We start from the raw sequence: 24,922 nt of genomic DNA, 5'->3' as shown, positions 1-24,922 counted from the left end.
CGACTTACAGACCGAGACCCGACTTCACCGCAGCAAGCGCCGGCTTGCCGTCGGTAGTGGTCACGCCGTCGAGCCATGCGTCGAGCTGCGCCGGGTTGTCCTTGATCCATTTCGTGACGGCATCCTTGGCTTCCATGCCGTCGTTCAGGATCATGTTCATCATCGTGCTTTCCATCTCCGTGCTGAATTTCAGGTTCGACAGGAAGCGCGAGACATTGGGGCAGTCGGTTGCATACCCCTTGCGGGTCAGGGTCTCGACGGTGGCCGCGCCATCTTCCGGCCCAAACAGGTTTTCGCCATTTTGCAGATAGGTCAGCTTGTAGCGAATGTTCATCGGATGCGGCGTCCAGGCAAAGAAGACGACAGGCTCATCCTTGCGCACCGCATTTTGGACCTGCGAAAGCATGGCCTGCTCGCTCGATTCCGCCAGCTGGAAATCCTTCAGGCCGAACTTGTCCTTCTCGATCATCGACTGGATCGTGGCATTGGCGCTGCTGCCAGCCTCGATGCCATAGATCTTGCCGCCAAGCTGATCCTTGAATTTGGCTATGTCGGCGTAGTTCTTGATGCCGAGATCCTTGCCCGTGGCGGCAAGACCGATCTTCGCGCCCTGAAGGTTCACACCGGCCTGCTCGACCTTTTTGCCCTCGATATAGGGTTTGCGCGCTTCCTCCTGAAGCGGCATCCAGTTGCCGAGGAAAATATCGATCTGACCGTTTTCCAGCGACTGGAAGGTGACAGGCACGGAAAGAATAGTCGTCTGCGGCTGATACCCGGCTTTTTCCAGCAGCAGGGAGGCAAGCGCCGTCGTTGCGGTAATGTCGGTCCAGCCGACATCGGAGAATTTGGGTGACTTGCAGGCTTCGCTTTCGGCAGCCTGCGCCTGCACGCTGGCAAGGCTGGCGACGCTGGCTGCAAGCAAAAGAAGTATGCGTTTCATTATCTTCTCCCCTTTGTTTTTATTGAGAACAACATGATAGGGGAAACAGGAAATACCTCTTCGCAATATACGCAATCATCTTTGCGTTTTGCGCAGCCTTTGACCCTCAACCGTCCGGGCAGGTTTGGGAAAGCTGCGCAAAACCGGGACGAAATTTACCTGCCCGCACCATATTGCGCGTCGCTGACATGCTCCATCCAGTCCACGACCTTGCCGTCGAGCTGCTCCTGAATGGCGATATGGGTCATGGCGATGTTGGCCGATGCGCCGTGCCAGTGTTTCTCGCCGGGCTCGAACCAGACGACGTCGCCGGGCCGGATTTCCTCGATCGGCCCGCCTTCACGCTGCACGAGGCCAAGCCCGGCGGTGACGATCAGGGTCTGGCCAAGCGGATGCGTATGCCATGCCGTGCGAGCGCCGGGCTCGAAAGTCACGGTCGCCGCCGCCGCGCGCCTGGCATTGTTTGGAGAGAACAGCGGATCGATACGGACATTGCCCGTAAACCAGTCGGCTGGGCCTTTGCCGGAAGGATCGGTTCCGTTTCGTTTGATATCCATGGCGCGTTTCCTTTCGAATAAGAGAGACGCACCATAAATCAAGTCCGCGGGGAGATCAGCGCCTTTTGGCGGGGTGCGCCTGCAAAATCACGTTATGCCGTTTTTCAAGCTCGACATTGACCGCCTCGATTTCCTGCGCCTTGCGCGCATCGTCCCAGCCGAGTTCCCGCGCTACAATGCTGGCGATCGCAGCGAGATTGCTGGTCGTCAGCGCCCCGTCGATGGCAAGGGTCGTGCGCCGCAGTACGATATCCGCCAGGTGCACGACGAGTTCGTTGCGCGCGATCCATGCGATTTCCGTCGCGCTGATCGTTTCAGTTTCCGGCAACATCGTTACCGAGGCCCCGGCTTCCTCGCGGAGGATGGGCAGGGCCGTCGTGCCATAGCGCTTCAACAGGGTCTCGACCCGTGCGGCGGGCAACCGTGTTTCGGTGGCATATTTCGTCACCCAGGCCTTGCGGGCGCGATCATCGGCAGGATATTCCCTGCCGCCACCAATGGCGAGATTGCGCGTGGACACCTGCCGGGTCTTGCCGAACCGGGTCAGAACCTTGTCGGCCACTTCCTCGGCAAAGCCCCGGAACGTTGTCCATTTGCCGCCGACCAGCGCAATGATCGGGAACGGACGTTCGCTGTCCGGCTCGATCACCGGCGCGGAATGATCGCGGCTGATCAGGCCCGGTTCGGAAGCGTTGGACGCCGGAAGCGGGCGGATGCCGCTATAGGTATAGACGATCTGGCTGCGGTCGAATTTGAGCTTCGGCAGCAGCGAACGCAGGCTGTCGATGAAATAATCGGTCTCGTGATCGTCGCAACGTACATTGTCGGGATCATCGGACGGAATGTCGGTGGAACCCACCAGCGCCAGACCATGATAGTCGTAGACAAGGCAGATGCGCCCGTCATCCGCCTCGAAATAGATCATCCGCCCGTTAAGGCTCTTCACCAGTTCCGGGTGGTCGACAAGAATATGTGAACCCTTGGTACCGCCGATCATCTTGGTCGGTTTGCCGAGCGCGGCATTGACCCGGTCTATCCATGGCCCGGCCGCATTGATGACCAGCTTTGGCCTCACGGCGAATTTCGCACCGTCCGGACCCTCGAAGCCGATCACGCCGTTTTCAGCGGAAATAAGCGTCGTGAAATTGGCGGCAGCGCTTTTCGGACTGGCGCGCAGGCCGTCGCTCACAAGTTCATAGACCAGACGTTCCGGCTGGCTGACCTTCGCGTCGTGATAGATGCCGCCTGCCACGATTGCAGGCGTGATATAGGGCATTTCCTTCGTCGCCGTTTCCTTCAGCAGAAAACGGTGACGCGGCATGACGCGTTCGCGCGCGCCGAAATAGTCGTAGAGCGCGAGACCGATCTTGATCAGCACGGCGCCACGGCTGCGCGGGGCGGTCGTGGAACCGAACAGGGTGCGCAGCGCCGCCGTGATGCCCTTGGTCCATGAAAAGACGGGAATGAAGGTCGGCAGCGGCTCCACATTGTGCGGCGCGTTCTTCAGCAGCAGATTGCGCTCCAGCGTGGACTGCGCCACGAGACCGAACTCTCCGGTTTCCAGATATTTCAATCCGCCATGGATCAGCCGCGACGGAGCGGCGCTCGTGCCGGAACCGAAATCCGCCTTGTCGACGATCAGGCAGTTCACACCCTGCTCGCAAAGATCGCGAAAGAGCCCTGCCCCGTTGACGCCCGCACCGAGAATGAGCACATCCACGCCTTCGGCCTCAAGCTGTCCGATGCGGTTCTTCATCTGGGCCAGACTTACGAAATCATTCATGTCACTGTCTCTCTGGGCGAAGAACGCCCTTCATTTCAATCCGTGAGGGCTTCGATCTTCGGCCAGATCGGCCCGAGTGCCGACGCGATTTCCTTGAACAGCTGATAGCGCGTCTCATAGAGCGCGCTTCGCTCCGCATCCGGCTGATAGGTGCGACCGATGGCATCGAGATCGCGCGGGTCGCTGTAGACATCGGCAAAGACACCGGCACCCTTGCCAGCGCACAGCGCCGCACCCCATGCTGCCGCTTCATCCGTATCCGTCACCGTAACGGGCATGCCGAGCACATTGGCGAACATCTGCGCGAAAGCGGGACTGCGCGACACGCCACCCGTAAGCCGCGCGGCGGAAATCGCAAATCCGTCCTTCAGATGATCGACATGGATGCGGTGGTTGAAAGCAATGCCTTCCCACACGGCGCGCAGCATGTCGCCCCGATCCTGCCAGCCGCGCAGACCGAAAAACGCGCCGCTCGCCATCGCCCCATAGGGCGAGCCGAAAAGATAAGGGTGGAACATCGCCGTCGAAGGCTTCGCCAGTGCCGCATCGATTTCCGGGCGCAGCATGTCGTGGATTGATCGCCCTGTTTCCTCCGCCGCGCGCCGTTCCGCCGGGCAGAGCTTGTCGAGGAACCAGTCGTAATTGGCCGTCGATGCGGGCGAGATCGACATGTTGTTCCATTCGCCCGGCGCAATGCCGTTGCGGCAGAACCAGCTCCTGTCGACGCGCGGTTCGGACGACAGCGTTTCGTTGATGGAATAGGTTCCGGCAACCACGGCAACGGTTCCAATGCCAAGCCCGCCCACGCCGAGCGCGGAGGCCGTCACGTCATGAAGCCCGCCGACAACCGGGGTACCGGCAACAAGCCCTGTGCGCTTCGCGCATTCAGCCGAGACCTTGCCGACAATCTCATCGGAGCGCGACATGGGCGGCAGCGCGTCCCAAAGCGCATCGAGCCCGAACAGAGCGAGCGCTTCCTTCGAGTATTCCTGCGTGTTCACATCGGTAAAGGAGGTGGAGGCTTCGGTGCGATCCGTGCCCACGTCACCGGTGAGACAGAAGCGCAGCCAGTCCTTGCAGGCGATCACATGGGCGATGCGGTGATAGCGTTCCGGCTCGTTTTCCTTCACCCATGCCAGAATGGCCGAGGGCGCCGAGGCATGGGGCAACTGCCCGGTAACCGCGATGGCGCGGTCCGCGACAGGGCTGTTCACCCAGCGCTCCGCCACATCCACGGCGCGGCTGTCGAGCGAGAGGATACCCGCGCCAAGCGGCCGGCGATCCTTGTCGAGCATATAGATGCCGTCGCCATGCGCAGTGGTGGCGATTGCCAGAATGTCGGAGGCTGGCCGTCCGCTTTTGGCGATGGCTTCGGCAATCGCATCGGCGGTCGCATTCCAGAATTCATCCATGTCGCGTTCGACGTGGCGCGGGCGCGGGAACGATTGCGCAACGCGGCGGCGCGCAACGGCAAGGGTGGTTCCGTCAACGTCGAACAATACGGCTTTGGTGACGGTGAGGCCGCTATCGATTCCGAGCAGAGAAGGCATGTATCGTATTCCTGATAAATATGCTGAGGCTAGTCCGGCCTGCCGCCTGTCCGGGCGCGCGCAACGACGACATTGATGCCTTGCGCCTCCATGCGCTCGATATGCGCAAAAGGCGTGTTCTCATCGACGATGACGACATCGAAATCGGTCAGCGCCCCGAAATTGTGCAGGGCGCGGCGCTCGAACTTTGTATGATCGGCCAGCAGGATGCGTTTGGCGGCGCAATCCAGCATGGCGCGCTTGGTCTCCACCATTTCCGGTGACTGGTGAAAAAGAAGATCATCCGTGATCGCGGCAATCGATATGAAGGCCACATCGGCGCGAAGACGGCGAATTTCGTGGATGGTCATGCCGCCGACGAAGGCGTTGCACCAATTGTAGAGCTGGCCGCCGAGACCAAGCAGCGTCACGTCCTTCATGTCGCGCAGTTCGTTCATCAGGATGAGCGAATTGGTGATGGCGGTCAGCGGCCCCTTTTCGGCCAGGTGCGGCACCATTTGCAGGACGGTGGTGGAATCGTCGAAGAAAATCGCCTGGCCGGGTTCGACGAACTGCATTGCCGCTTCGGCGATCAGTTTCTTTTCTTCCGACTGGCGGGTGACGCGATAAAGATCGCTTGCCTCGATCAGGCTTGTCGGCGCTGCCGACACGATGCCGCGCGACTTGCGAAACAGGCCGCGGCTCACCAGTTCATCGACGTCGCGATGGGCCGTCATCAGGCTGATGCCGAACCTTTCGGTCAGGTCCTCGATCCGCATCGAGCCTTCAGCCATTACAGTTTCCGCAATCTGCTGGCGGCGGACGAGCTGACGCGCATGCCGGCTGTCATTCGGCACCTGCTCCGCCATAAGCTTGTCAATGCTTGCTTTGTTGCTCACTGCCATGCCCGTCACTTGTCCCCTTGCTTGCGCGTTCCGAAAGCTTCGGAATCGCCTGATAGGCTTCATATTGCGCGGTCTTCAGCCCCAAAATCCAGCGAGTGATTGCATGGGACTTTCTTGAGGAGAGGGACTTCTGGAAATACGCATCCCGGAAGCGGCTGGCTGCCGGGATGCGCCTTGTTCAAACATTACTGTTCGAGAACGAACGGCGAGGTGTACTTGTCGACATTGTCCTTGGTGATCAGGATGCAGTCGAAGAGCTGCTTTTCCTGATCGACGCCGGTCTTGCCGGTCTTGATGAAGTTGTCGGCCTGCTTGACGGCAGCTTCCGAGAACACGGCAACCGGCTGCAGAACGGTGTACTGCAATTCACCGGCCTTGATGGCTGCGACCGCATCCGGCGAACCGTCGAAACCGCCAACCTTGACCTGATCCAGCTTGCCGGCCTTCTTCAGAGCGGCAATCGCGCCCAGAGCCATTTCGTCGTTACCGGAGATGACGCCGATAATGTCCGGGTTGGCCTGAAGCAGGGCCTGCATCTTGTCGTGGCCCTGGGTACGGTCCCAGTTGGCGACGTCCTTGCCGGCCTTCACCAGATCGGGATACTGGGACAGAACGGTTTCATAGCCATTCGAGCGCGTTGCGGCGTTGTTGTCCGATGGCGAACCGAACAGTTCGACATACTTGCCCTTGTCGCCAACGCTTTCGACCCACTGGGTCGCGCCGAGGGCTGCGCCCTGTGCGTTGTTGGAAACGAGCTGCGCCTTGGCCAGACCTTCCTGGTTGATTTCCGCATTGACGAGGAAAACCGGGATATTGGCGGCGATTGCGCGCTTGACCGCACCGACCGAACCGTCCGCATTGGCCGGATCGAGAATGATGGCCACCGACTTGTTGGTGATGGCGGTGTCGATCAGGTTGCTCTCGGTGTTGGTGTCGCCCTTATGGCCACCGACAACAGCCTTGTAGCCGAGACCTTCGGCGGTCTTCTTGGCGATTTCACCTTCGGTGAACCAGTACGGGTTGGACGGATCGTTGACGATGATCGTCATCAGTCCTTCGGCCCAGGCCGTGCTGGCGATGAGAGGCAACGCTGCCGCAGCGGCGAACAGAACGCGCATTCCCTTCTTGAACATGGTCTCACTCCCTTAACATTTTTCGTTTGCGTTATGCCGGTTCCCCGGCGGTACTTATTTCCATCAGGCCGTTTTCGAGATCATGCGCCTTTCCGGAAACCCTTCGATACGCCCGAATTTCAGCGGCCCCACCCGGAACGGTGGGCAGAGCCGCTTTCCATTATCGCCGGGAGTATTGAATGCTGTTGAGCAGAACCGCGAGCACGATCACCGCGCCGGTAAAGACGGTCTGCCAGTAGGAGGACACGCCGATGATCACGAGGCCGTCGGAAAGGAAACCGATCACGAAGGCGCCGAGAAGCGTACCCTGTATAGTACCGCGCCCCCCAGTGAGCGCAGCGCCACCGATAACCACGGCGGCGATTGCCGTGAGTTCGTAGGTGGTGCCTGCCGTCGGGCCTGCCGACGTCAGCTGCGAAGCAAGGATCAGACCGGCGATCGCAGCGCAGATGCCGGAAATGACATAGACCGACACCTTGACGCGCTTGACCGGCACGCCGGACAGTTCAGCCGCGCGTTCATTGCCGCCCGATGCGTAGAGCCAGCGGCCGAATGCGGTGCGGTTGAGAACGATGGCGCAGACGATGGCGAGAACCACCAGAACCAGAACACCGATCTGCACGCCGAACAGCTTGTTGAAGCCGAGCCAGTCGAAGCCGGTATTGCCAAGCTCCGGCCGTCCGCCGAGATTGTTGTAAGTCAGGCCATTGGTCATCAGAAGCGCCACGCCGCGCGCGCAATAGAGAACGCCAAGCGTCGCAACGAAGGCTGGAACCCGCAGATAGGCAATCAGCACGCCATTGATCACGCCAACGAACGCGCCAAGCGCACAGGTGATGATGACGACCGCCCATACCGGGAAATACAGAATGACGCCGAAATGCTGCAAGGTGACGCCCTGCATCAGGAAACCGGCAACCACGCCCGCCAGCCCCAAAGTAGAGCCGACCGAAAGATCGATGCCGCCATTGAGGATGACGAGCAGCATGCCGATGGCAAGCAGGCCGAATATCGCCACATGCGACGACATGGTGAGGAAATTGTTGACCGTGAAATAATTCGGCGAAAGGAACGAGAAAACTGCAATGATCGCAATCAGCGAAAAGAACGCGCGGCCTTCGAGCAGCAGGTGCACGAGGCTGGTCTTTCGCTTCGCGCCGTTCGGAGCGGCTGTTTCCTTGTTGGTGCTTGTGACTGACATTCTATCAGTGCTCCATAACTATTCTTGAGCGCTTCCAGTAACAGGGGGACTCTGAACCGCTCTATCTATTTGTTTTTACGCATTATCCTACGCAAAACCGCTTCGCACTTTTGCTGGAAATGCTCTAATGACCGACCATGGCTTCGCCCGAGGCGGCCATGATCTTCTCCTTGGACACGTCCGATCCGAATTCGGCGGAGATGCGTCCACGGTGCATGACGATGATACGATGAGCGATGCTGAGGCATTCGCCGACTTCCGAGGTCGTATAGACGACGGCCAGGCCCTGCTTCGCCTTTTCGGCCAGAAGCTTGAACACTTCCGCCTTCGCGCCGATGTCGATGCCGCGGCTCGGCTCATCGAGCAGGATGACTTCCGGCTCGGTCGCCAGCATCTTGCCGATCACGACCTTCTGCTGGTTGCCGCCGGAAAGCGAACCGATTGCCGCCTCGCCGCCATCGGTCTTGATGTGCACATTCCGGATCGACTGATCGACAATCTGCTTCTCGCGTTTGCGCGATGTGAAAAGGCCCTTCGTCATCTCGGCGATGCTGGCGAGCGACAGGTTCTTGCCGACCGTCATCGTCTGCACGAGACCGTCGCGCTGGCGATCTTCCGGCACCAGCACAAGGCCCCGCTCGATGCGCTGCGCGATGGTGAGGCCGGAAACGTCCTGCCCTTTCAGGAGCACACGTCCGCCGCTTGCCTTGAGACGACCGGCAACGGTTTCCAGCAATTCCGTGCGACCAGCCCCCATGAGACCGTAGATGCAGACGATTTCACCGGCGCGCACATTGAGCGACATGCGGTCGACCAGCGAAAAGCCTGCGCCGCCCGGATCGGGAACCGTCAGGTTTTCGACCGAAAGCGCCACATCGCCCCATTCATATCCGGTAGGCGGCGAGCCAAGATCGAAGTTCTCGCCGACCATGTTGCGCACGATCCATTCGAGATCGATTTCCTCACGCGGCGCATAGGCAGTCATGGTTCCGTCGCGCAGCACAACCGCATGATTGGTGATCTGCAGCGCTTCTTCCAGATGGTGCGAAATATAGACGATGGCGACGCCACGGGCCGTCAGGTCGCGGATGACCTTGAACAGGACTTCCACTTCCGAGGCGCTCAACGCCGAAGTCGGCTCGTCCATGATGAGAATGCGCGAATTGACCGAAAGCGCGCGGGCGATTTCCACCACCTGCTGCTGGCCGAGACGCAGTTCCTCGACCGGCGTCAGCGGGTCGATATCTTCTTCCAGTTCCTTCAGAAGCTCTCGCGTCAGCCGTTCTTCCTCGGCGAAATCGACGCCGGTGGCGGTGCGGATCTCGCGTCCCATGAAGATGTTGTCGCGCACATTCATGTTGGGCGCGAGGCTCAGCTCCTGATGGATGATCGAGATGCCGTGGTCGCGCGCTTCGGTGGACGAGTTGAACGTTACCGGTTCGCCGTCGAGAATGATCGTGCCGGAAGTCGGCTGGATGACGCCGGACAGCACTTTCATCAAGGTGGATTTGCCGGCGCCGTTCTCGCCGAAAAGCGTCGTGACCTGGCCACGGCGGATTTCAAAATTCACGCCTTTCAGGGCATGAATGCGACCGTAGGATTTGGCGACGTTATGCGCGGCAAGAACGACATCGCCGTTTTTGCCTTCGATTTTGGGAGCGGTGCTCATTTCACTTCGAGCCCCACAGGCGTGACGAGCCAGTTCTTGGGATTGACCAGCTTGAACACGCCGACAACCGAAACGGTCTTGCCCGTCAGGTTTTCTACATCGACGCCCGAAAGCACCTGCTTCTTCATCTCGTTGTTCAGCGCCGAACCGGCGTTCTGATATTCGATCTGGTTCTTGAACTGGCCGAACTGGATTTCGCCGGTGGCATCGCGCAGGTCCGTGCCGTTGACGGCGGGGCCGGTCTGGATGCGGATCGCCATGCCTTCCGGCAGGCCTTCAACCTTCACAACATTGTAGTTGGACTTGCGCTCTTCCACCACGCCGGTGAACTTGACCGGGATAACCGGATTGACGTCGCCCACGCCGTATTTCTTTCCGGCTGCGGCCTTATCGGCAGCGAGAGCCGTTCCCACTTCCACGGCATCGACGGCGCGCTGCTCGACACTGGCCTTGACCTTGGGAAATTCGGTTGCGCCATAGGCATCGGGAGAGAAAGCCTGCTGGCGCACATCGGAATCAGACCCGATCTTCACGACCTTCGTGTCGAAAGCAATCGCGCCGACAACCACAACCGCAGCGATCACGCTCCAGACGATGGCGCGGCTCAGCTTGGCGGGTTTTTGTGAAACTTGACTGGTTTGTGCACTCATTATCAAACGCCTTCAGCAATTCTGCCGGATTGTCGTTATAGAAACAGAAGATGCGGCTGAATTCAGACCGCCCGGAGATCATCCTCGACCATTACGCCTGCCGGGTAGGCGAAAGCCTCCGCCAGAGCGGTGCAAGATGCGGCAGACGAGATCATGATATCCTCCACGTGAATTCCAGGGCCCCGCTCCTCCGTGCATCCTGGAACAGATGCGCCGCCCATCAGAGCTTGTGATAGCGGCGTGTTATTAACTCCAATAATGATGTTATAAAGCTCCAAAGCTGTCAATCGGATGTTTTCCAAACGCCGGTGAATTAGCACAATTTCGCGCCGAATCCCCATCACGATCCAGCGAAATCCACTACATAATCCGTTACCGGACGCGTTATTCGCAGCTTTGACATTCATCGCCAGCCCGGATGGATCAGCAATCCGCATTACTTAAATTGTCATTGATATTCAGCTATTTAGCTTGAAGCCACCATATAAGGCGCCTCAACATATCGCGGAAGAACCGGGACAAAACCGCAAGCCGCCGCATAGCGATTTTCTCCACATTCACTCTTTGGTGAAAAAAAATGCGCACTCTCGAAAATTTTACAGACAAGGTGATAGCGTTATGTTATCTCCAGCTTACGCCATTGCCCGATTTCATTATAAACGGGGCCGCGAGCGACGTATTTTCAGTCGCGGGAGGAATCCAAATGTCAATGAAGGCAGATATCCGCCATGCGTAAGACAGGTGACATCATCATCGGGATCGACGCGGGCACGTCCGTGCTCAAGGCAGTCGCTTTCGACCTCAGCGGACGCCAGATCGAATCCGCGGCGGTTCGCAACAAATACGATACCGGCGACCATGGCGCGGTTACCCAGTCGCTTTCCCAGACATGGCAGGATTGCGCGCGCGCCTTGCGCGATCTCGGCGCCAAGCTGCCGGGCCTTGCCGAACGCACGGCGGCGATTGCCGTCACCGGACAGGGCGACGGAACCTGGCTTGTCGGCCATGGCAACCAGCCGATTGGCGATGCCTGGCTGTGGCTCGATGCCCGCGCCGCCTCGACCGTCACGCGGCTTGCCGCCGGGCCCATGAACCGCGCGCGCTTTGAAGCGACCGGCACGGGACTCAATACCTGCCAGCAAGGCTCGCAGATGGCGCATATGGATGCCACCGCGCCGGAGCTTCTGGACAATGCGGAAGCAGCCCTTCACTGCAAGGACTGGCTCTATCTCAATCTCACCGGCGTTCGCGCCACCGATCCGTCGGAAGCAAGCTTCACCTTCGGCAATTTCCGCAATCGTCAGTATGATGACGTGGTGATCGAGGCCCTCGGCCTGACGAAGCGCCGCGGATTGCTACCGGAGATCATCGACGGCACCGAAGTCCAGCATCCGCTATCCCCCGAAGCGGCGGCTGCAACGGGTCTGCGGGCGGGGACGCCGGTGAGCCTTGCCTATGTGGATATGGCGATGACTGCGCTTGGTGCGGGCGTGCGCGGCGGTACGGCTGACGCCGGATGCTCGACCATCGGCTCCACCGGCGTGCATATGCGCGCAAAGCCGGTCGCCGATATTCATCTGAACAAGGAAGGCACCGGCTACGTCATCGCGCTGCCGATCCCCGGCATCGTCACGCAGGTGCAGACCAACATGGGCGCGACCATCAATATCGACTGGATATTGCAGGTCGCAGCCGATCTCATGTCGACGCCGGAGAAGCCGGTTTCGCTTGGCGATCTCATTCCTCGCCTCGATGACTGGTTCAATGCCAGCCGTCCCGGCGCCATCCTCTATCACCCGTATATTTCGGAAGCTGGCGAGCGCGGCCCCTTCGTGAACGCCGATGCGCGGGCCGGTTTCATCGGCCTTTCCAGCCGCGACCGTTTTCCGGAACTGGTGCGCTCGGTCGTGGAAGGCCTCGGCATGGCGACGCGCGACTGCTACGCGGCAATGGGCGAAATGCCTGCCGAACTGCGCATCACCGGCGGCGCGGCACGCTCGAAGGCGCTGCGCGGCACGCTGTCGGCTGCGGTCAACGCGCCGGTGCGCGTTTCGGCCCGCGAGGAAGCCGGCGCTGCGGGTGCTGCCATGATGGCCGCCGTGGCCATCGGCGCCTATCCGACCATGGACGACTGCATCGCCGAATGGGTGGAGCCGCTGTTGGGCGCGGGGGAAGCCCCGGATGCGACACGCGCGCAGCATTATGAAGAACTTTTCGTTGCCTATCGGGAAGCGCGACTGGCTCTGACGCCGGTCTGGGACAAGCTCGCTTCCGGCAAATAAGGAAACATTGAAATGGCTGAACCGGAAACCTGCGACCTGTTTGTAATCGGCGGCGGCATCAACGGCGCGGGCGTGGCCCGCGACGCTGCCGGGCGCGGCCTCAAGGTCGTGCTGGCGGAAAAGGACGATCTGGCGCAGGGAACGTCGTCGCGCTCCGGCAAGCTGGTGCATGGCGGGCTGCGCTATCTCGAATATTATGAATTCCGCCTCGTGCGTGAGGCGCTGATCGAGCGCGAAGTGCTTTTGAACGCCGCTCCCCACATCATCTGGCCGATGCGTTTCGTGCTGCCGCACAGCCCGCAGGACCGTCCGGCCTGGCTGGTGCGGCTCGGCCTGTTCCTCTACGACCATCTCGGAGGTCGCAAGAAGCTGCCCGGCACGCGCACGCTCGATCTGCGCCGCGACCCGGAAGGCACGCCGATCCTCGACCAGTACACCAAGGGTTTTGAATATTCCGACTGCTGGGTGGACGATGCCCGCCTCGTGGCCCTCAATGCGGTGGGCGCTGCCGAAAAGGGCGCGACCATCCTCACCCGCACGCCTGTCGTCTCCGCACGTCGCGAAAAAGGCGGCTGGATCGTGGAAACGAAGAACCGCGACACGGGCGAGACCCGCACATTCCGCGCGCGCTGCATCGTCAACTGCGCCGGTCCATGGGTCACGGATGTCATCCACAATGTCGCCGGTTCCAACTCGTCGCGCAATGTGCGCCTCGTCAAGGGCAGCCACATCATCGTTCCGAAATTCTGGTCAGGCGCGAATGCCTATCTCGTCCAGAACCACGACAAGCGCGTGATCTTCATCAACCCCTATGAGGGCGACAAGGCGCTGATCGGCACCACCGACATCGCCTATGAAGGGCGCGCCGAAGATGTTGCGGCGGATGAGAAGGAAATCGAGTATCTGCTGACCGCCGTGAACCGCTATTTCAAGGAAAAACTGCGGCGTGAAGACGTGCTGCATTCCTTCTCCGGCGTGCGCCCGCTGTTTGACGATGGCAAGGGCAACCCTTCCGCCGTCACTCGCGATTACGTCTTCGACCTCGATGAAACCAACGATGCCCCGCTGCTCAACGTCTTCGGCGGCAAGATCACCACGTTCCGCGAGCTGGCGGAGCGCGGCATGCATCGCCTCAAGCATATCTTCCCCAGGATGGGCGGCGACTGGACGCATGACGCGCCGCTTCCCGGCGGCGAAATCGCCAATGCCGATTATGAAACCTTCGCCAATTCCCTGCGCGACACCTATCCGTGGATGCCGCGCGCGCTTGTCCATCATTACGGGCGTCTCTATGGCGCACGCACGAAGGACGTGGTTGCAGGCGCACAGAACCTCGAAGAGCTTGGCCGTCATTTCGGCGGCAACTTCCATGAGGCGGAAGTGCGCTATCTGGTGGCCAAAGAATGGGCGAAGACGGCTGAAGACATTCTCTATCGCCGCACCAAGCATTACCTGCATCTGACAGAAGCCGAACGCGCCGCATTCGTGGAATGGTTCGACAACGCTAAAATCGTCGCTTGAGGACACATCATGGCGCTGACGCTTTCGCTGAATACCAATCCGCTTGTGAACCGCTTTGCCGAGCCGGGCGACCTGATCGAAACGGTTGCCCGCGACCTGCGCCTGCGCGACCTCCAGCTGACCCATGAATTCATCAATCCGAGCTGGCAGGCTTCGACCATCCGTCGCCTGACGCGCGACATGGACAAGGCCTTGCAGCGCACCGGCGTCCGTGTCACTTCGGGCATGACCGGCCCCTATGGCCGCCTCAATCATTTCGGCCATCCGGATGCGGAAGTGCGCCGCTACTATGTCGACTGGTTCAAGATCTTTGCCGATATTATCGGCGATCTCGGCGGCAAGTCGGTCGGTACGCAGTTCGCGATCTTCACCTACAAGGATTTCGATGATCCGGCGCGCCGCGAAGACCTGATCAAGATCGCCATCGACTGCTGGGCGGAAGTGGCCGAACATGCGGCTGGCGCCGGTCTCGACTATGTGTTCTGGGAACCGATGAGCATCGGGCGCGAGTTCGGCGAGACGATTGCCGAATGCATGAAGCTTCAGGATCGCCTCACCGCCGCCGACATGGCGATCCCCATGTGGATGATGGCCGACATCGACCATGGCGACGTCACCTCGTCCAACCCGGACGATTATGACCCTTACGCCTGGGCGCGGGCCGTGCCGAAGGTCTCGCCGATCATCCATATCAAGCAGAGCCTGATGGACAAGGGCGGGCATCGCCCGTTCACCGCCGCGTTCAACGCTAGGGGCCGCATCCAGCCGGAACCGCTCCTCAAAGCCTTTACCGAAGGCGGCGCGATTGATAATGAAATCTGCCTTGAGCTTTCCTTCAAGGAGCGCGAGCCGAACGACCGCGAAGTCATCCCGCAGATTGCGGAAAGTGTGGCTTTCTGGGCTCCCCACATTGACACCGGCGCCAAGGACTTGAAAATATAGGTAATTTCGGGAACCGGACCGTTTTCAATGGCAGATGCTGACGATTCACTGGCGCTGCGCGCCGCCTGGCTTCACTTTGTGGGCGGCATGACCCAGTCAGCCGTTGCCAAGCGCCTCGGCCTGCCTTCGGTGAAGGCGCATCGGCTGATTGCCAAGGCTGTCGCCGATGGTGCGGTGAAGGTGAGTATCGACGGTGACATTACCGAATGCATCGACCTCGAAAACCGCCTCGCCGACATGTACGGCCTCGACTATTGCGAGGTTGCGCCGGACATTGGCGAGGAAGGCCTGCCGCTGATGGTCCTCGGCCATGCCGGGGCGGATTTTCTGCGCCGCGAGATCGAGCACGGCGATCACGAAGTCATCGGCATCGGCCATGGTCGCACGCTTTCTGCCGCCGTCAGCTATATGCCGCGTGTCGCGGCCAGCAATGTGCGTTTCGTTTCCCTGCTGGGCGGCCTGACGCGCAATTTCGCCGCCAACCCGCATGATGTGATGCACCGCATCGCGGAAAAGACGGGGATGCCCGCTTATGTGATGCCGGTTCCCTTTTTCGCTAACACGGCGGAAGACCGTGAAGTGCTGCTCGCCCAGCGCGGCGTCACCACGGTTTTCGATATGGGTTGCCGCGCCGAACTGAAGATCGTCGGCATCGGCACGGTGGATGCGCAGGCGCAGCTCGTCACATCCGGCATGATAGAATTGAGCGAAGTCGAGGAGATTGCGAACCTCGGCGGCGTCGGCGAAATGCTCGGCCATTTCTTCGATGCAAACGGCCAGCGCCTCGAAACCGCGCTCACCGCCCGCACCATCGCCGCCTCGGTGGAAAACGCCGATATGAGCCGAATCATCGGGCTGGCCGGCGGAATTTCCAAGGCTGACGCCATTCGCGCCGTGCTGAAAAGCGGCCGGCTTTATGGCCTCATCACCGATGAGCGCACCGCAAGGGCCCTTATCCGACAGCCCGATGGAAAATAACAAAATCACATTTTTCTCGTGGATTTTTTTGTGATTTTGTGATCTAACTTCATGCGATAAATGTTCCGCCAATGAGATCGGAAACAGCGTGAAGCGCGACGACAGACGACAGGCGATCATAAACCTTCTCATCGAAAATCAGGCCGTCGACCTCGACGATCTGGCGGACCGGTTTGCCGTTTCCAAGATGACGATCCACCGCGATCTGGATTCGCTGGAACATTCCGGCGTGCTGCGCAAGGTGCGCGGCGGCGCGACCATCGATACCGGCACCCAGTTCGAGAGCGATTTCCGCTTCCGCGAGCGGCAGGACGGCGAAGCCAAGCAGAAGATGGCCCGCGCCGCGCTGGAACTGGTGGAACCGGGCATGACCGTGATGGTCAATGACGGCTCCATGGCGGCGGTGCTCGGCGGCATGCTGCTGGAAAAGCGCCCGTTGACCGTCATCACCAACAATGCCGTCATCGTCGATGAGCTGAAGGGCGAGAACGGGATCAATCTGATTGCGCTCGGCGGAACCTATTCAGCCAAGTTCAACGCCTTTTTCGGCATACTGACGGAAGAAGCGCTGTCGCATTTGAGTGCCGACATCGCCTTCGTTTCGTCCCCCGCCGTCAACGGGCAGCTTGTCTATCACATGGATGAAAACGTGGTGCGCACCAAGCGCGCCATGACGGCGTCCGCGGCCCGCACCTGCCTTCTGGTCAATCACCAGCGGTTCGGGCGCCCTGCCCTCCACGTCATGGCAAATCTTTCCGATTTTGACGCGATCATCACCGATTCATCACCCGGCGCCGCCATACTGGACGAGCTAGAGCAGGCCGGGATCAGACTGACAATAGCAGCAGACTAGGAACAGTTACGCATGAGCAGATTCTGGGTTGGAACGAGTTGGAAAATGAACAAGACGCTGGCCGAGGCCCGCGCCTTTGCCGAAGCGCTGGAGGCTGCCGATGGCGGACGTTCCGCCGATATCCAGCGCTTTGTCATTCCACCGTTCACCGCCGTTCGCGAAGTGAAGGAAATCCTGTCGGGGACCTCCGTCAAGGTCGGCGCGCAGAACATGCACTGGGCCGATCAGGGCGCATGGACCGGCGAGATTTCACCGCTGATGCTGAAAGATTGCAATCTCGACATTGTTGAGCTTGGCCATTCGGAGCGCCGCGAGCATTTCGGCGAGACCAACGAAACGGTTGGCCTCAAGGTCGAAGCTGCCGTGCGCCACGGCCTGATCCCGCTCATCTGCATCGGCGAAACGCTGGAAGACCGCGAGAGCGGACGCGCGGCTGAAGTGCTGGAAGAAGAAGTGCGCGGCGCTCTTTCCAGGCTTTCCGACGACCAGAAACAGGCTGAAATCCTGTTCGCCTATGAGCCGGTATGGGCCATCGGCGAGAACGGCATCCCCGCCTCCGCCGATTACGCCGACGCGCGGCAGGCGGAAATCATCGCGGTTGCCGAAAGCGTGCTCGGACGCCGCGTGCCTTGCCTCTATGGCGGCTCGGTCAATCCCGGCAATTGCGAAGAACTCATCGCCTGCCCGCATATCGACGGCCTGTTCATCGGCCGCTCGGCCTGGAACGTGGAAGGCTATCTCGACATTCTGGACAAGTGCGCCAGAAAGATTCAATCCAATTAAAGGAGCAATCCCATGAAAGTAGCAGTAGCAGGCGACAGCGCCGGCGAAGGTCTGGCCAAGGTTCTCGCCGACTATCTCAAGGACCGTTTCGAGGTTTCGGAAATCTCGCGCACGGATGCTGGCGCGGATGCATTCTACGCCAACCTTTCCGACCGCGTGGCTTCCGCAGTTCTCGACGGCACCTATGACCGCGCCATCCTCGTTTGCGGCACCGGCATCGGCGTGTGCATTGCAGCCAACAAGGTTCCGGGCATTCGCGCCGCGCTCACGCACGACACCTATTCGGCAGAACGCGCAGCGCTTTCCAACAACGCCCAGATCATCACCATGGGCGCCCGCGTCATCGGCTCGGAAGTGGCCAAGACGATTGCCGACGCCTTCCTCGCACAGACCTTCGACGAAAATGGCCGTTCGGCTGGCAACGTCAACGCGATCAACGAAGTCGACGCGAAATACAACAAGGGCTGATCGCCATATTTGACGTCCCGGCCCGAAAAGCGGAGGCGTTTCGGGCCGGTGGCGAAACCGGTTCAGCTTTCCGGAATGACGGCAGCATAGTCCATTGCACCGTGAAGGACGTGGACGACAATCACCTGCTCACCATCCAGGCGATAAAAGATCAGATAATTGCCGTGAACCTTTCGGCGTATGCCCTGCTTTTCATATCGGGGCACCTTGGGAAAAGCCTTTGGAGAGGCGGCAAGCGCCAGGCATTCCCGTTCCATTTCATCGATAAAGGATAAAGCTCTGAGCGGATTGTCCCTCGCGATATAATCGCCTATCCGCAGGAGGTCGTTCGTCGCTTCGTCCGTGAAATGGACCTTCATTCGGTCGTGTCCGGCACCATTGCCTGATAGCGTTTACGCAAGGCCCCGAAAACGTCCTCCGCTCCGGCTGTCCGGCTCGCATCAGCGTCGGCGACCCCGCGCATGATGGTGGCGTCGAGCGCAGCAAGACGGGTTTCCCGCTCCTGAACGAGGCGCACGCCCTCACGCAGAACCTCACTTTTCGAGCCGTATCGCCCCGTATCGACAAGGTCCTGTACGTAGCTTTCAAGCTGCTTGCCAAGTTCTGCACTGATCATCTGTCCTGCCTCCATCGCTCTGCGATAGTGACAAGATAGATTTCTTATCAATTATTATCAAGACCCGCGACCGCGCAAACAAAAAGCGGAGGGTTTCCCCTCCGCTTTTCATTTAGCTTATAGCAAGGCGCTAAGATGCTAACGCATCACGCCCTGAAGATGCTCAATCGCCGCACGGGCTTAACCAAGTCTCAGCAAGACTTGGTTTAACAGCAGAATTTAGCTGAACTTCGGGTCCAGCGAACCATCGCGATAACGCTTTGCCATGTCGGAAAGCGGGATCGGACGGATCGAGGCGGCATGACCGGCAGTGCCGAACTGCTCGAAACGCTCCTTGCAGAGCTTGGTCATGGCAGCCATTGCCGGCTTGAGGTACTTGCGCGGATCGAACTCGCTCGGGTCTTCCTGCAGGACGCGGCGGATCTGGCCGGTCAGCGCCATGCGGTTGTCCGTGTCGATGTTGATCTTGCGCACGCCATGCTTGATGCCGCGCTGGATTTCCTCGACCGGAACACCCCAGGTCGGCTTCATCTGGCCGCCATATTTGTTGATGATTTCCTGCAATTCTTCCGGCACCGAAGACGAGCCGTGCATCACGAGGTGCGTGTTCGGCAGCTTGCGGTGGATTTCCTCGATCACATGCATGGCGAGCACGGAACCGTCCGGCTTGCGGCTGAACTTGTAGGCGCCATGCGAGGTGCCCATGGCGATCGCCAGTGCATCGACCTTGGTTTCGCGCACAAACTTCACGGCTTCGTCCGGATCGGTCAGAAGCTGGTCGTGCGACAGAACGCCTTCCGCGCCGTGGCCGTCTTCGGCATCGCCCATGCCGGTTTCGAGCGAACCGAGAACGCCGAGTTCACCTTCCACCGAAATGCCGCCCAGATGCGACATCTCGCTGACCTGACGCGTGACCGAAACGTTATAGTCCCAGTCGGCCGGGGTCTTGCCGTCGGCTTTCAGCGAACCGTCCATCATGACGGAGGTGAAGCCTGCCTGAATGGCGGTCATGCAGGTTGCAGCTTCATTGCCATGGTCGAGGTGAACGCAGACCGGGATATGCGGATAGATTTCGGTCACCGCGTCCATCATGTGGCGAAGCATGATGTCGTTGGCATAGGCACGCGCGCCGCGCGAAGCCTGCAGGATCACCGGCGCATCGACGGCATCCGCCGCTTCCATGATGGCCAGAGCCTGTTCCATGTTGTTGATGTTGAATGCCGGGACGCCGTAACCCTTTTCAGCGGCGTGATCGAGCAATTGCCGCAGCGTAATGCGCGCCATTTCTAGCCTCCTAGAGCGCATCCCGAAAAGTGTGAAACGGTTTTCGGAACAGGATGCGCGTTGCAAAACAATTGGATGGAGCATTTGCAATGCTCCAGGCGATGTCAGGTCAGGTTATTTCGCGAAGTACTCGCCGAGGATGTCCACCTCTTCGGCAACGCCGAACACCAGCGCACTGCGCTCGTGATAGGTTTGCGGGACGATATCGAGAATGGATCTCGAACCGTCGGTCGCCTTGCCTCCCGCCTCACGGGCGAGGAAAGCAATCGGATTGGCTTCGTAGACGAGCCGCAGGCGGCCCTTCTCGTAGCCGGGGCGGCTGTCGTTCACGTAGAAGAACAGCCCGCCGCGCTGCAGGATGCGGTGCATGTCGCCCACCGCAGCACCAAGCCAGCGCATGTTGAAGTTACGCCCGCGCGGACCGTCCTTGCCGTTATAGGCATCGTCCACATAGGCTTTCATGCCAGCCGAAAGGTGGCGATAAACGGATGCGTTGAACGCCAGATCGGAGGTGCGTTCGGGCAGCGTCACATTGCGGCGCGTGATATGGAAAATCCCGCTTGCCGGATCGAAGGTCGCGAAGATCACGCCTTCGCCGACCGAAAAGCCCAGATCGACCGAATTGCCGTAGGACACATAACCGGCGGCGAGCTGGCGGTTGCCGGGCTGCAAAAATGGCTCAGCCGTATCAGCCGGGAAAATTGAGAAGATCGTGCCAAGCGGCGCGCCGAGGCCCACATTGCCGGAACCGTCGAGCGGGTCGATGGCGACGGCGATCAGCCCATCGGCCTTGCCAGCCACCGGCAGGTCCGCTTCTTCGGAAAGAATGGAGGCCGCGCCCGCAGCAATCAGCAGCTCGACGAACAGGTTGTGCGAGCCGACATCGATGCACTTCTGCTGGTCCTGATCGCTGTTGACGCCGACCAGCTTGCCCGGATCGCCGGGAAGCGAACCGCGTGCAATGCGACCGGCAAGCCGTGTCGCGCCCGCCAGAATGGCCTTGATCGCATCGGCGGTCGCAAGACGCAGACCATCCTTGCCAGCCCAGTTGTCCAGATAGGCGCCGACCGCTTCAGCTTCCACGCGATCGCTATCGCCCACCAGAACCAGCGGAGAAAAATTGCCAGCCATCGTCATTCGCCCTGCTCCAGCAAGAACTTGGCGCGGGTGACAATCGCCTCGGCCGTGATGCCGAATTTTTCATAAAGCACCTCGGCAGGGGCCGAAGCGCCGAAGCCGTCCATGCCGATCACATCGTCTTCGCTGTCGACGTAACGTGTCCAGCCGAACTTGCCCGCAGCCTCGACGGCAATGCGCGGCGCATCGCCCAGAACACCCTTGCGGTATTCCTTGCTCTGCTTTTCAAACAGGTCCCAGCTCGGCATGGAGACGACCGCAGTTGCGATGCCTTCTTCGGCAAGCTTTTCGGCAGCCTTCACGGCGAGCGAGACTTCGGTGCCCGTGGCAAGCAATGTGATCTGGCGCTCGCCCTTCGCCTCACGCAGCACATAGGCGCCGCGTGCCGAAAGGTTCTCGCCATTGTCGGTGCGCAGCTGCGGCACGTTCTGGCGCGACAGGGCCAGAACCGAAGGCGTGTGCGGATCGGAAACCGCAACAGCCCAGCATTCCAGAGTTTCAATCGTATCCGCCGGGCGGAAGACATGCAGGTTCGGCATGGCGCGCAGGCTGGCCAGATGTTCGACCGGCTGGTGGGTCGGGCCGTCTTCGCCAAGCCCGATGGAGTCATGCGTCAGCACATGGATGACGCGCACGCCCATCAGAGCCGAAAGGCGGATGGCGTTGCGGGCGTAATCGGAGAACACCATGAAGGTGCCGCCGTAAGGAATGAAGCCGCCATGGACCGCGATACCGTTCATGGCCGCGCCCATTGCGAACTCGCGCACGCCGTAGCTCACATAGCGGCCGCTCTTTTCCGGCGTGAAGTCGCTGTCGACAGCCGGAACGCGGGTGAGGTTGGAATGGGTAAGGTCAGCCGAGCCGCCGATCATTTCCGGGAGAGCCGCCGTCAGGCTTTCAAGCGCAAGCTGGCTTGCCTTGCGGGTCGCGACATTCTGCGGCTTGTCGAGAAGGCGCTGCTTTGCGTCCGCGACAACCGCAGCGAAGCCTTCCGGCAGGCTACCGGCGATCCGGCGGTCGAATTCGGCGCGTTCGGCTGCGGGCAGCGCATCGACGCGCTTCTGCCATGCATCGCGTTCCGACGCGCCACGGGCACCGGCTTCGCGCCAGGCATTGAGCAGGGGAGCAGGAATTTCAAAGGCTTCCGCCGTCCAGCCGAGTGCTGCCTTGGTGGCGGCATTTTCGGCGGCGCCCAGCGGAGCGCCGTGAACGCCGCTCGTACCGGCGCGGTTCGGCGAACCATAGCCGATGACGGTCTTGAGCGCGATCAGCGTCGGGCGGTCGGCCTGAGCCTTGGCGCGCGTCAGCGCCGCATCGATGGCGTCGTGATCGTGACCGTCGACCTTTTCGACATTCCAGCCGCACGCCTTGAACTTGGCCGGAATATCGTCGGTGAAGGCGATTTCCGTGCTACCGTCGATGGTGATGCCGTTGTCGTCATAAAGCAGGATCAGCTTGCCGAGGCGAAGATGCCCGGCGAGCGAGATCGCCTCCTGGCCCACGCCTTCCATGAGGCAGCCGTCGCCGCAGAAAACATAGGTGCGGTGATCGACGATATCCTTGCCGAACTGGTCGGCGAGCGCGCGTTCGGCGATTGCCATGCCGACGGAGCTTGCAAGGCCCTGACCGAGCGGGCCGGTGGTCAGCTCGACGCCTTCGGTATGGCCATATTCGGGGTGACCGGCGGTCTTGGAACCCCATTGGCGGAAGTTCTTCAGCTCATCGAGCGACACGTCCTTGTAGCCCGCCAGATAGAGCGCGCTGTAAAGCAGCATCGAGCCGTGGCCGTTGGAAAGCACGAAGCGGTCGCGATCGGCCCAGTTGGGAGCCGATGCGTCGAATTTCAGGTGCTTCGAGAACAGAACGGCTGCGGCGTCGGCCATGCCGAGCGGCATTCCCGGATGGCCGGAATTGGCGGCATCGACGGCATCGATCGAGAGAGCGCGAATGCAGTTGGCGAGTTGCAGCATATCTGATACGGGCGGGGCGAAATTCATCGGCGGCAACCTCCTTGCCAAATGCAAAGTCTCAGGCATTTCCGGCAAGGCGAAACCCGGGTTCCGGCACCGGCATGCGTATAAACAACAAAGCCACGGCGCATTGTGCAACGGAGGCGTAACGCCGACTGGATGCAATGCGCTCGTGCTGCCCGGGTTTGCGCGGTCCCTTCAGGACCAGCCTCCCGGGCACCAATTCCGGTAACACCGTTTCAAAAGCATAACAATATGGTCATAACATTATAACGATTTAAATGTGATCTTGAGTGTGATTTTTCTTTCCACACCCCCGTTTCAGGCCCTTCGGAGGGGCAGAATCGCAGAATCTGCGTCGCGACTCACCCCCGCAAAAACAAAAAGACAGCCCGCGGGCGACCGCGGACTGTCATTTGAATGATCCTTGCAATGGGTGGATTACGCGCCCGCCATGCGCTGGCGTCTCTCGCGTAACAGCATCGGACCATATTCCAGAACGTAAAGCCCGAAAGCGCCCATCCAGAGCAAGGCCGATGCGGCAAGGATGGTGTGGAAGAAATTCGGCATGACTTCCGCCAGTGGCCGGATCAGCGCCGCCGCGACAAGACAGAGATAAGCGGCCTGCGTGACGGGCGATGCCGTCAGTTCGCGTCCGGTATGGCCGCGTGACGCCCGCGTCATGACCGCGAGCATCATGCAGCCCATCGCGCCCACGGTCACCACATGCAGGGCCGAATAAGGATTGAGGCGATCGATGGCCGAGAGACCGATCGCGATGAAACCGAGCGGGATGAAGGCATAGGCGACATGAAGCACGAGCAGCAGCTTTTCCCGCGCCACCGACCATCCCCGCCAGCGATAAAGCCGCACGATATGAAACAGCGCCGCAATCCACGCCAGAACCGCCGTTACAGACTGATCGGGCGCGGCGATCCAGCCGATGCAGGCCACCACCCCGGCGAGAATGCTGAAACCGTCATAACGGTTGAACGGCACCGGAAAGCGTGTCTTTCCCATCTTGTTGAGCCAGTTGCGGGTGAAGCTCGGCACGATGCGCCCGCCGATCACCATCACCAGCAGGACATAGGCGCTGACCCCGATGCGATTGGCCAGGGCCACATCGCCATCGGTCAGGATCAGATAATGGAAGACGAGATTGGCGACCATCACCGTCGCCACGCCGATCAGCACCTTCAGGTTTTTCCATTGGCGACCGGCGACGATTTCCCGCCCGCAGATGAAAAGCAGCATGGGCAGGAACAGGCTTTCGACCGCGACGGCGAACCGCACATCGATCAGGTCCGGCTCCAGAAAGATAAGCCGCCCGGCGAGCCATACGCCACAAAGGATCGCCAGCGGTGCTCCCGACACCGGAAGCCCGCCCGTCCAGTTCGGGATGGCGGTCAGCAGAAAGCCTGCGAGAACGGCGGAAGAAAAACCGAACACCATTTCATGGGCGTGCCAGTTCAACCCGCCATAGGAACCGCCCAATGGCATTCCAAGCGTGAGCGACAATATCCAGAAGAGCATGGCCAGAACAGCCCATATGGCTCCGCCCAGAAAGAACGGGCGGAAGCCATAGCTGAGGAGGACGGGACCGGTCATCTTCAGTCCGCGCGGCATACCTTTTTGATCGGATGGCATCGCAGCAGGTACTGCCTGCAGGCCTGGCTGTCTGGTCATGATGTCCTCGCCATAAAGCCGGTCAAGTCCGGCTC

The 24,922-nt window shown here is 60.3% G+C and carries 23 protein-coding genes and 1 pseudogene; 8 read left to right on the top strand and 16 right to left on the bottom strand.

From position 1 onward, the window contains the following. Positions 1–4 precede the first annotated feature (4 nt). The 9 genes from choX to ACS5UA_RS06485 form a co-directional block, all read right to left on the bottom strand. Positions 5–940: a choline ABC transporter substrate-binding protein gene (gene choX / locus ACS5UA_RS06525; RefSeq protein ID WP_021588234.1), complete on the bottom strand. Its 936-nt coding sequence runs from the start codon at positions 938–940 to the stop codon at positions 5–7. 155 nt (positions 941–1,095) lie between these two features. Next, positions 1,096–1,497 (bottom strand): (R)-mandelonitrile lyase, encoded by a 402-nt coding sequence (locus tag ACS5UA_RS06520; RefSeq protein WP_006472455.1) that lies wholly within the window; start codon positions 1,495–1,497, stop codon positions 1,096–1,098. Positions 1,498–1,552: 55 nt separating this feature from the next. Next, the gene (locus tag ACS5UA_RS06515; RefSeq protein ID WP_420703405.1) at positions 1,553–3,280 is read right to left on the bottom strand and encodes a glycerol-3-phosphate dehydrogenase/oxidase; all 1,728 of its coding nucleotides are present in this window, start codon (positions 3,278–3,280) and stop codon (positions 1,553–1,555) included. A gap of 35 nt (positions 3,281–3,315) precedes the next feature. Further along, the gene (locus ACS5UA_RS06510; protein WP_241084104.1) at positions 3,316–4,830 is read right to left on the bottom strand and encodes an FGGY-family carbohydrate kinase; all 1,515 of its coding nucleotides are present in this window, start codon (positions 4,828–4,830) and stop codon (positions 3,316–3,318) included. Between the two features lie 29 nt (positions 4,831–4,859). Continuing rightward, positions 4,860–5,714, bottom strand: a complete 855-nt coding sequence (locus ACS5UA_RS06505; protein ID WP_006468390.1) for a DeoR/GlpR family DNA-binding transcription regulator — start codon at positions 5,712–5,714, stop codon at positions 4,860–4,862. Between the two features lie 185 nt (positions 5,715–5,899). Continuing rightward, complete coding sequence (locus tag ACS5UA_RS06500; RefSeq protein ID WP_112701316.1) at positions 5,900–6,847, bottom strand: D-ribose ABC transporter substrate-binding protein; 948 nt, start codon at positions 6,845–6,847, stop codon at positions 5,900–5,902. A 160-nt stretch (positions 6,848–7,007) separates the two neighbouring features. Beyond that, positions 7,008–8,048 carry an ABC transporter permease gene (locus ACS5UA_RS06495; protein ID WP_241084105.1) on the bottom strand — a complete coding sequence of 347 codons (1,041 nt, stop codon included), beginning with the start codon at positions 8,046–8,048 and terminating at the stop codon, positions 7,008–7,010. Positions 8,049–8,172: 124 nt separating this feature from the next. Beyond that, positions 8,173–9,717: a sugar ABC transporter ATP-binding protein gene (locus tag ACS5UA_RS06490; protein ID WP_113475204.1), complete on the bottom strand. Its 1,545-nt coding sequence runs from the start codon at positions 9,715–9,717 to the stop codon at positions 8,173–8,175. Then, positions 9,714–10,367 (bottom strand): DUF2291 family protein, encoded by a 654-nt coding sequence (locus ACS5UA_RS06485; protein ID WP_006472454.1) that lies wholly within the window; start codon positions 10,365–10,367, stop codon positions 9,714–9,716. Before ACS5UA_RS06485 ends, ACS5UA_RS06490 begins: the two co-directional genes overlap by 4 nt. On the opposite strand from ACS5UA_RS06485, the pseudogene ACS5UA_RS06480 reads away from it, so the two are divergent. Next, positions 10,347–10,464: pseudogene (locus ACS5UA_RS06480) on the top strand (ATP-binding protein); the annotation flags it as partial. The gene ACS5UA_RS06485 and the pseudogene ACS5UA_RS06480 sit on opposite strands and share 21 nt — an antisense overlap. Here ACS5UA_RS06480 and ACS5UA_RS06475 read toward each other — a convergent pair. Further along, positions 10,430–10,804, bottom strand: coding sequence for a hypothetical protein (locus tag ACS5UA_RS06475; RefSeq protein WP_241084154.1), 375 nt, complete (start codon positions 10,802–10,804; stop codon positions 10,430–10,432). The pseudogene ACS5UA_RS06480 and the gene ACS5UA_RS06475 sit on opposite strands and share 35 nt — an antisense overlap. 291 nt (positions 10,805–11,095) lie before the next feature. Between ACS5UA_RS06475 and ACS5UA_RS06470 the strand changes: the two genes are divergently transcribed. The 7 genes from ACS5UA_RS06470 to derI all read left to right on the top strand — a co-directional run bounded on the left by ACS5UA_RS06470 (position 11,096) and on the right by derI (position 18,194). After that, positions 11,096–12,649 (top strand): FGGY-family carbohydrate kinase, encoded by a 1,554-nt coding sequence (locus ACS5UA_RS06470; RefSeq protein ID WP_241084106.1) that lies wholly within the window; start codon positions 11,096–11,098, stop codon positions 12,647–12,649. 12 nt (positions 12,650–12,661) lie between these two features. Then, positions 12,662–14,170 (top strand): glycerol-3-phosphate dehydrogenase, encoded by a 1,509-nt coding sequence (locus ACS5UA_RS06465; protein ID WP_241084107.1) that lies wholly within the window; start codon positions 12,662–12,664, stop codon positions 14,168–14,170. 9 nt (positions 14,171–14,179) lie between these two features. Further along, positions 14,180–15,112, top strand: coding sequence for a TIM barrel protein (locus tag ACS5UA_RS06460; protein ID WP_241084108.1), 933 nt, complete (start codon positions 14,180–14,182; stop codon positions 15,110–15,112). Between the two features lie 27 nt (positions 15,113–15,139). Next, complete coding sequence (locus ACS5UA_RS06455; RefSeq protein WP_006468377.1) at positions 15,140–16,090, top strand: sugar-binding transcriptional regulator; 951 nt, start codon at positions 15,140–15,142, stop codon at positions 16,088–16,090. An 88-nt stretch (positions 16,091–16,178) separates the two neighbouring features. Next, positions 16,179–16,943: a DeoR/GlpR family DNA-binding transcription regulator gene (locus ACS5UA_RS06450; protein WP_006468376.1), complete on the top strand. Its 765-nt coding sequence runs from the start codon at positions 16,179–16,181 to the stop codon at positions 16,941–16,943. 12 nt (positions 16,944–16,955) lie between these two features. Continuing rightward, a complete protein-coding gene (locus ACS5UA_RS06445; protein WP_241084109.1) occupies positions 16,956–17,726 on the top strand; it encodes a triose-phosphate isomerase in 771 nt (256 codons plus the stop codon). A 12-nt stretch (positions 17,727–17,738) separates the two neighbouring features. Further along, a complete protein-coding gene (gene derI, locus ACS5UA_RS06440) occupies positions 17,739–18,194 on the top strand; it encodes a D-erythrulose-4-phosphate isomerase (RefSeq protein WP_006468374.1) in 456 nt (151 codons plus the stop codon). A 62-nt stretch (positions 18,195–18,256) separates the two neighbouring features. Here derI and ACS5UA_RS06435 read toward each other — a convergent pair whose 3' ends face one another. The 6 genes from ACS5UA_RS06435 to ACS5UA_RS06410 form a co-directional block, all read right to left on the bottom strand. Next, positions 18,257–18,553: a type II toxin-antitoxin system RelE/ParE family toxin gene (locus tag ACS5UA_RS06435; RefSeq protein ID WP_241084110.1), complete on the bottom strand. Its 297-nt coding sequence runs from the start codon at positions 18,551–18,553 to the stop codon at positions 18,257–18,259. Then, positions 18,550–18,810: a type II toxin-antitoxin system ParD family antitoxin gene (locus tag ACS5UA_RS06430; protein ID WP_241084111.1), complete on the bottom strand. Its 261-nt coding sequence runs from the start codon at positions 18,808–18,810 to the stop codon at positions 18,550–18,552. The genes ACS5UA_RS06435 and ACS5UA_RS06430 overlap by 4 nt, the downstream gene beginning before the upstream one ends. 219 nt (positions 18,811–19,029) lie before the next feature. Then, complete coding sequence (gene fba, locus ACS5UA_RS06425; protein WP_006472452.1) at positions 19,030–20,094, bottom strand: class II fructose-bisphosphate aldolase; 1,065 nt, start codon at positions 20,092–20,094, stop codon at positions 19,030–19,032. A gap of 114 nt (positions 20,095–20,208) precedes the next feature. Next, positions 20,209–21,231, bottom strand: coding sequence for a class 1 fructose-bisphosphatase (locus ACS5UA_RS06420; RefSeq protein WP_241084112.1), 1,023 nt, complete (start codon positions 21,229–21,231; stop codon positions 20,209–20,211). Next, a complete protein-coding gene (gene tkt / locus ACS5UA_RS06415) occupies positions 21,228–23,228 on the bottom strand; it encodes a transketolase (protein WP_241084113.1) in 2,001 nt (666 codons plus the stop codon). The genes ACS5UA_RS06420 and tkt overlap by 4 nt, the downstream gene beginning before the upstream one ends. A gap of 414 nt (positions 23,229–23,642) precedes the next feature. Then, entirely contained in the window at positions 23,643–24,887 is a 1,245-nt protein-coding gene (locus tag ACS5UA_RS06410; protein WP_112701326.1) for an NnrS family protein, read from the bottom strand. Between the last annotated feature and the right edge of the window lie 35 nt (positions 24,888–24,922).

Origin of the sequence: Brucella sp. RRSP16 (assembly GCF_052246815.1) — a bacterium.
Lineage (GTDB): Bacteria > Pseudomonadota > Alphaproteobacteria > Rhizobiales > Rhizobiaceae > Brucella > Brucella intermedia.
The sequence above is the reverse complement of the archived record's forward strand: the minus strand, read 5'-3'. Positions and strand labels throughout refer to the sequence as shown.

Bases quoted from the DNA above. Each gene is read 5' to 3' on its own strand.
- tkt (WP_241084113.1), bottom strand. From the start codon at position 23,228: ATGAATTTCGCCCCGCCCGTATCAGATATGCTGCAACTCGCCAACTGC.
- ACS5UA_RS06420 (WP_241084112.1), bottom strand. From the start codon at position 21,231: ATGACGATGGCTGGCAATTTTTCTCCGCTGGTTCTGGTGGGCGATAGC.
- ACS5UA_RS06475 (WP_241084154.1), bottom strand. From the start codon at position 10,804: ATGCGGATTGCTGATCCATCCGGGCTGGCGATGAATGTCAAAGCTGCG.
- derI (WP_006468374.1), top strand. From the start codon at position 17,739: ATGAAAGTAGCAGTAGCAGGCGACAGCGCCGGCGAAGGTCTGGCCAAG.
- ACS5UA_RS06505 (WP_006468390.1), bottom strand. From the start codon at position 5,714: ATGGCAGTGAGCAACAAAGCAAGCATTGACAAGCTTATGGCGGAGCAG.
- ACS5UA_RS06520 (WP_006472455.1), bottom strand. From the start codon at position 1,497: ATGGATATCAAACGAAACGGAACCGATCCTTCCGGCAAAGGCCCAGCC.
- ACS5UA_RS06495 (WP_241084105.1), bottom strand. From the start codon at position 8,048: ATGTCAGTCACAAGCACCAACAAGGAAACAGCCGCTCCGAACGGCGCG.
- ACS5UA_RS06490 (WP_113475204.1), bottom strand. From the start codon at position 9,717: ATGAGCACCGCTCCCAAAATCGAAGGCAAAAACGGCGATGTCGTTCTT.
- fba (WP_006472452.1), bottom strand. From the start codon at position 20,094: ATGGCGCGCATTACGCTGCGGCAATTGCTCGATCACGCCGCTGAAAAG.
- ACS5UA_RS06465 (WP_241084107.1), top strand. From the start codon at position 12,662: ATGGCTGAACCGGAAACCTGCGACCTGTTTGTAATCGGCGGCGGCATC.
- ACS5UA_RS06410 (WP_112701326.1), bottom strand. From the start codon at position 24,887: ATGACCAGACAGCCAGGCCTGCAGGCAGTACCTGCTGCGATGCCATCC.
- ACS5UA_RS06460 (WP_241084108.1), top strand. From the start codon at position 14,180: ATGGCGCTGACGCTTTCGCTGAATACCAATCCGCTTGTGAACCGCTTT.
- ACS5UA_RS06510 (WP_241084104.1), bottom strand. From the start codon at position 4,830: ATGCCTTCTCTGCTCGGAATCGATAGCGGCCTCACCGTCACCAAAGCC.
- ACS5UA_RS06470 (WP_241084106.1), top strand. From the start codon at position 11,096: ATGCGTAAGACAGGTGACATCATCATCGGGATCGACGCGGGCACGTCC.
- ACS5UA_RS06500 (WP_112701316.1), bottom strand. From the start codon at position 6,847: ATGTTCAAGAAGGGAATGCGCGTTCTGTTCGCCGCTGCGGCAGCGTTG.
- ACS5UA_RS06455 (WP_006468377.1), top strand. From the start codon at position 15,140: ATGGCAGATGCTGACGATTCACTGGCGCTGCGCGCCGCCTGGCTTCAC.
- ACS5UA_RS06435 (WP_241084110.1), bottom strand. From the start codon at position 18,553: ATGAAGGTCCATTTCACGGACGAAGCGACGAACGACCTCCTGCGGATA.
- ACS5UA_RS06485 (WP_006472454.1), bottom strand. From the start codon at position 10,367: ATGAGTGCACAAACCAGTCAAGTTTCACAAAAACCCGCCAAGCTGAGC.
- choX (WP_021588234.1), bottom strand. From the start codon at position 940: ATGAAACGCATACTTCTTTTGCTTGCAGCCAGCGTCGCCAGCCTTGCC.
- ACS5UA_RS06445 (WP_241084109.1), top strand. From the start codon at position 16,956: ATGAGCAGATTCTGGGTTGGAACGAGTTGGAAAATGAACAAGACGCTG.
- ACS5UA_RS06515 (WP_420703405.1), bottom strand. From the start codon at position 3,280: ATGAATGATTTCGTAAGTCTGGCCCAGATGAAGAACCGCATCGGACAG.
- ACS5UA_RS06430 (WP_241084111.1), bottom strand. From the start codon at position 18,810: ATGATCAGTGCAGAACTTGGCAAGCAGCTTGAAAGCTACGTACAGGAC.